Annotated in this window: 4 protein-coding genes; 2 read left to right on the plus strand and 2 right to left on the minus strand. The window is 60.7% G+C overall.

The annotated features are described in order from the left end of the window. Positions 1-152 precede the first annotated feature (152 nt). A complete protein-coding gene (locus QM467_RS19580; protein ID WP_283368017.1) occupies positions 153-1,076 on the minus strand; it encodes a TauD/TfdA dioxygenase family protein in 924 nt (307 codons plus the stop codon). Positions 1,077-1,633: 557 nt separating this feature from the next. Further along, entirely contained in the window at positions 1,634-1,837 is a 204-nt protein-coding gene (locus QM467_RS19585; protein ID WP_283368018.1) for a putative sulfate exporter family transporter, read from the minus strand. A gap of 46 nt (positions 1,838-1,883) precedes the next feature. Between QM467_RS19585 and recD2 the strand changes: the two genes are divergently transcribed. Both recD2 and QM467_RS19595 read left to right on the plus strand, forming a co-directional pair. Then, the gene (gene recD2, locus QM467_RS19590; protein ID WP_283368019.1) at positions 1,884-4,067 is read left to right on the plus strand and encodes an SF1B family DNA helicase RecD2; all 2,184 of its coding nucleotides are present in this window, start codon (positions 1,884-1,886) and stop codon (positions 4,065-4,067) included. Positions 4,068-4,447: 380 nt separating this feature from the next. Beyond that, positions 4,448-4,783, plus strand: a complete 336-nt coding sequence (locus QM467_RS19595; protein WP_283368020.1) for a Rieske (2Fe-2S) protein — start codon at positions 4,448-4,450, stop codon at positions 4,781-4,783. The last annotated feature ends 136 nt before the right edge of the window (positions 4,784-4,919 follow it).

Genomic DNA, 4,919 nt, shown 5'->3' on the forward strand with positions numbered 1-4,919 from the left:
CGATTGGCGTTCGGGAATGGGCGGTCGTGCGCCGACGAAATTGGTGAGCCGCCATCGGCGCGTGGTGACACCGCTACTACCGAAATTCCGCAAACTTTCTCGCCGCTGTTCGCATCGCTACCGCCGACAGCGACTGGTTATCAGTCTGGAGGCTAGAAAGTCGCGTCGCCCATAATTCCGGCGCGTTCCAGCTTGTGATGGCTCGGCGGGTAATCGATCACCGAATAGTGCTGCGTGGACCGGTTGTCCCACATCGCCACGCTGTTGGGCTTCCAGCGCCAGCGCACCTGATATTCCGGGATCTGCGCCTGGCTCATAAGGTACTGCAGCAGCTGGGCGCCGCCCGGAGCGTAGTCCTGGCCGTAGCGGACGTTTTCCGGCGTGTGGAAATTGGTGAAATGGGTCGCGAAACTGTTGACGAAAAGGATCTTCTCGCCCGTTTCCGGGTGGGTTCGAACGACGGGATGCTCGGCGTCGGGGAACTGGGCCTTCAGCGCCAGGCGCTTCTCGATCGGCATCGCCGCGCCGAAGGAGGCTTCGATGCTGTGGCGTGCGCGCAATCCGGCGATCCGGGTCTTGATGTCCTCCGGCAGCTTCTCATACGCGAGGACCATATTGGCCCATATCAAATCGCCGCCGACCGGGGGGCATTCGACGCAGCGCAGCACGCAGCCCATCGGCGGCTTTTCCCGCCAGGTCGCGTCGGTGTGCCAGGCGTTCTCATAGCGCTGGATGGGCGAATCCGGATCCTTGTAGATGCGCACCAGCCCTGGATTTTCGGGGTCGCTGCCGGCGACTGGATGGTCTTCGAGGTCGCCGAAATGCCGGGCGAAAGCGACATGCTCCGCGCGCGTCATGTCCTGGTCGCGGAAGAACAGAACCTTGTGCTGCAAGAGCAAAGACTTGATCTCGGCGACCATGACCGCGTCGCGGCTTGCTGCGCCGAGATTGACGTTCTGAAGCTCCGCTCCGATGGCGCAGGTGAGCTGCTCCACGCGGATCGAGGCGCCGAGAGACGACGCCGGCACGATTGCCGGAGCGTTGACGATCGTCGGGTTGGCTGCGGTCGCTGTCATTGGAATTCCTCCCTGCCGGGCAGCGGCGCCTTTCTCGCGAAGGCTGTCCGGTCCGGCGTTTGATTTCCATTTTGTATAAATGACGCCGGCGAGTGCGTATCCCCCCAATGACGGGGGGGAACCCTTCCCATTCAGGGGGGAATGGAGGCGAGAAGCCCATCGTGGGATGGCCGACAACCCCGTCTCGAATGCAGCTTTACAAGCTGCAATTTGTCCCCAAACAACGCAATGTTTTACATCAAAGTTCCGGCGTCAGAAATCCCAGCCGACGGGCGCGTCGCGACCACGCAAGAAAGAATCCCAGTGCGCCGGCCCGTCCGTCTTTCCACGTCGCAAGATTTCTCAAATCTTCGGACGACGGACCGCCTGAAACGATGAGAATTTTTCGCGAGGGCTTAGCTGTTCCGCATATTTCAGGTGAACTTCACGGCGATAGCCGTAATCGCCGCGATCCACGCTGTCTCCAGCACCATCAGGGCGATCGGCTTCCACCCGACCGCCGCAAGGTCTGCGAATGAAGACTTCATGCCCAGCGCCGCGATCGCCGTGACCAGGCACTAACGAGAGACGTCATTGGCCAGATTGGTCGTCACCTCGGATAACAGGCCGGCGCTGTTCAGCGCCACCAGGACGGCAAAGCCGACCGGAAAGAGTGGAAGGTTCACCTTGGCGCCGCTTTTACCGTCCGCTGCTCGGCGACTGACCACGAACGCGATGGTGAAAACCATAGGCAGAAGCATGCAAATGTCGTCGCCGGCCAAATCATGCTAGCCTGACCGCCAGTCGCCCCGATTTCGGTTCGCTCCGTTGAAGCCCTCGGTCGATGCAAAGCAGCCAAAGGACACGCTGATCGGCTCCGTCGAGCGTGTGACGTTTCACAATGAGGACAGCGGCTTTGCCGTTTTGAAAGTGAAGGCGCGGGGGCAGCGCGACCTTGTGCCTGTCGTCGGCTATGCCGCGTCGATTTCGGCGGGCGAATTCATTCACGCGGTAGGCGTCTGGGTCACGGATCGAACGCACGGGCTGCAATTCAAGGCAGATTTCCTTAGAACCACGCCGCCCACGACCGCCGAGGGGATCGAAAAATATCTCGGCTCCGGCATGGTGCGGGGCATCGGGCCAAAGCTCGCCGAGCGGATTGTCGTCGCCTTCGGCGCGAAGACGTTCGAAGTCATCGAGGCCAGTCCCGAGAAACTCCGGGACGTTTCCGGCATCGGCGAATTCCGCGCGGGAAAAATCGCCGCGGGTTGGGCCGAGCAGAAGGCCATCCGCGACATCATGCTTTTCTTGCACTCCCATGGCGTTGGCACGTCGCGCGCAGTCCGCATCTTCAAGACCTATGGCCATGAGGCTATCCAGGTCATGACGGAGGATCCATATCGGCTCGCGCGCGACATCCGCGGCATAGGGTTTCGTACCGCCGACGCGATCGCCATGAAGCTCGGCATGAAACGCGAGGCGCCGCAAAGAATCCGCGCCGGTGTTTCCTTCGCCCTGCAAGAGGCTACCGACGAGGGGCATTGTGCTCTGCCGACGGAAGACCTGATCAAGCTAGCGACGACCCTGCTTGTAGTCGCCGCCGGCGTCGTCGAAACAGCGCTGGCCCAAGAGCTTGCCGGCGGCGAAGTCGTCGCTGACGCGATCGAAGGGCGATCGTGCGTCTTCCTGCGGGGGCTTTATCTTGCCGAACGCGGCGTCGCCGACCGCCTTCGCGCGCTGGCGGAGGGATTGACGCCTTGGCCGGAGATCGACGCCGAGAAGGCCATTCCATGGGTCGAAAAGAAGACCGGAAAGACGCTGGCTGCGTCGCAGAGGGCCGCGATCGCCATGGTCCTGCGGTCGAAGACTGCCGTGGTCACCGGCGGCCCCGGCGTCGGCAAAACGACCTTGCTCGACGCCATCCTGCGCATCGTCGCCGCCAAGGGAACAAAAATCCTGCTCGCGGCGCCCACCGGCCGCGCTGCTAAGCGCATGTCCGAGCAGACTGGAATCGAAGCAAAAACCATTCATCGCTTGCTTGAGACCGATCCCAAAAGCGGCAGCTTCAAACGCAACGCCGAGAACCGGCTCGATTGCGATCTTCTCGTCATCGACGAGACCAGCATGCTCGACACATCGTTGATGTTCGCTTTGGTTAAAGCCATTCCTCCCCATGCTGGTTTGCTGCTCGTTGGCGACGTCGACCAGCTTCCTTCGGTCGGCCCGGGACAGGTGCTTGCCGACGTCATCAATTCCGACGCCCTCCCGGTCGCCCGATTGACCGAGGTTTTCCGTCAGGCCGCCGAAAGCCGGATTGTAGTAAACGCGCATCGCATCAACCGGGGCGAAATGCCTGAAAGGACAAAGCCGGGCCAGGAGTGCGACTTCTTCTTCGTCGAAGCGGCCGACCCCGAGGACGGCGCCGCGAAAGTCGTCGAAATCGTGCGCGACAGAATTCCGCGGCGCTTCGGCCTCGATCCCGTCCGCGACATTCAGGTGCTGTGCCCGATGCAGAAAGGAGCGCTTGGCGCGAGGGCGCTCAACATCGATCTCCAAAACGCGCTCAATCCGAATATGGGCGAGAAAATCGAGCGCTTTGGCTCCGCCTTCGCGGCTGGCGACAAGGTAATGCAAACCGAAAATGACTATGACCGCGAGGTTTTCAACGGCGATCTCGGCCGGGTCATGCGCATCGACCAGATTGAAGGTGTTTTGATCGCCGAGTTCGACGGCCGCGAAGTCGAATATCCGTTCGGCGAGCTCGACGCCCTCCTACCCGCCTACGCCACCACCATCCACAAGTCCCAGGGCTCGGAATATCCTGCCGTGGTAATCACGCTGGCGAAACAGCACTACGCCATGCACGCTAGGAATCTCGTGTACACAGCCGTCACTCGCGGCAACCGCCTCGTCGTCATCGTCGGCCAGTGGAAGGCGCTCGCCATCGCGGTTCGTAGCCATGGATCGCGAAGACGCTGGACGAAACTTCGCGAATGGCTGACGGAGAACTGATCAGCCGATCTGGCTGGTCCGGTTCGAATGTTAGGGTCAGGGCCCACAAAAGTGTCGGCGCGATCAGCGGGGTGTGATTCACAGTTTCCGAATGGAAGCGTGAGATGAGTGGGGATCAATTCTGGCTGACGGCCCCTCAGTTTTCGAATATCGAACGGCATTTGCCGCCCGACAACTGGTGCGCCCGACGATGTCAAAGGCAGTATCAATATATCGGTGCTCAGCCAATGCGAAGCAGTTCTGAACCTCAAGCTTCGCGCGGAACATGAAAGGAAATATTACGCCGAGGTCGCGTGGATTCCGCGCCTCCAGACCGATGCTGACAATTTCACGCGCGTTCGAGCGCGAGGCCACGCAAAGATTGACGCAGGAGTAAACAAATGGGCGCGCTCATTCCCCTAATCCCCCTGGCCGCAATTCCGAATTGCGGCGGCCGTCGGGTCTTGAAGAATGGACTGGATCTGGCGGTGTTCAGGGTGGACAACGCGGTTTATGCAATTCAAGATTCCTGTCCGCACAAGGGCGCATCCTTGAGCAACGGGGTAGTACAGGGGAAAACCGTAGCTTGCCGCGCGCACGGCCTACGTTTCAATCTCGATTGTGATCAACAAGGCGGCCCGCCGACTTTGCCCATCCAGCGATTTGCCGTTCAGGTTGTCGACGGAATAGTGATGCTCGAGTGCGATACGGACACGGGGTGTTCAACGACCGAATGACGGGCAATCTGCGGGTATCGTTAGATGGCGCTTGGTCGCGGCAATCGCTGCGGTAATTACGCAGAATTCCTTTCGTTCAAGCAGGTTATCGGCGTGGGCCGGCGGCCCCTGGGGTTGATGATGGCGAAAGCGATCT

The sequence above is a fragment of the Rhodoblastus sp. 17X3 genome (genome assembly GCF_030056575.1).
Taxonomy (GTDB): Bacteria; Pseudomonadota; Alphaproteobacteria; order Rhizobiales; family Beijerinckiaceae; genus Rhodoblastus.

Coding starts and splice junctions, on each gene's coding strand:
- QM467_RS19580 (WP_283368017.1), bottom strand. CDS start 1,076: ATGACAGCGACCGCAGCCAACCCGACGATCGTCAACGCTCCGGCAATC.
- QM467_RS19595 (WP_283368020.1), top strand. CDS start 4,448: ATGGGCGCGCTCATTCCCCTAATCCCCCTGGCCGCAATTCCGAATTGC.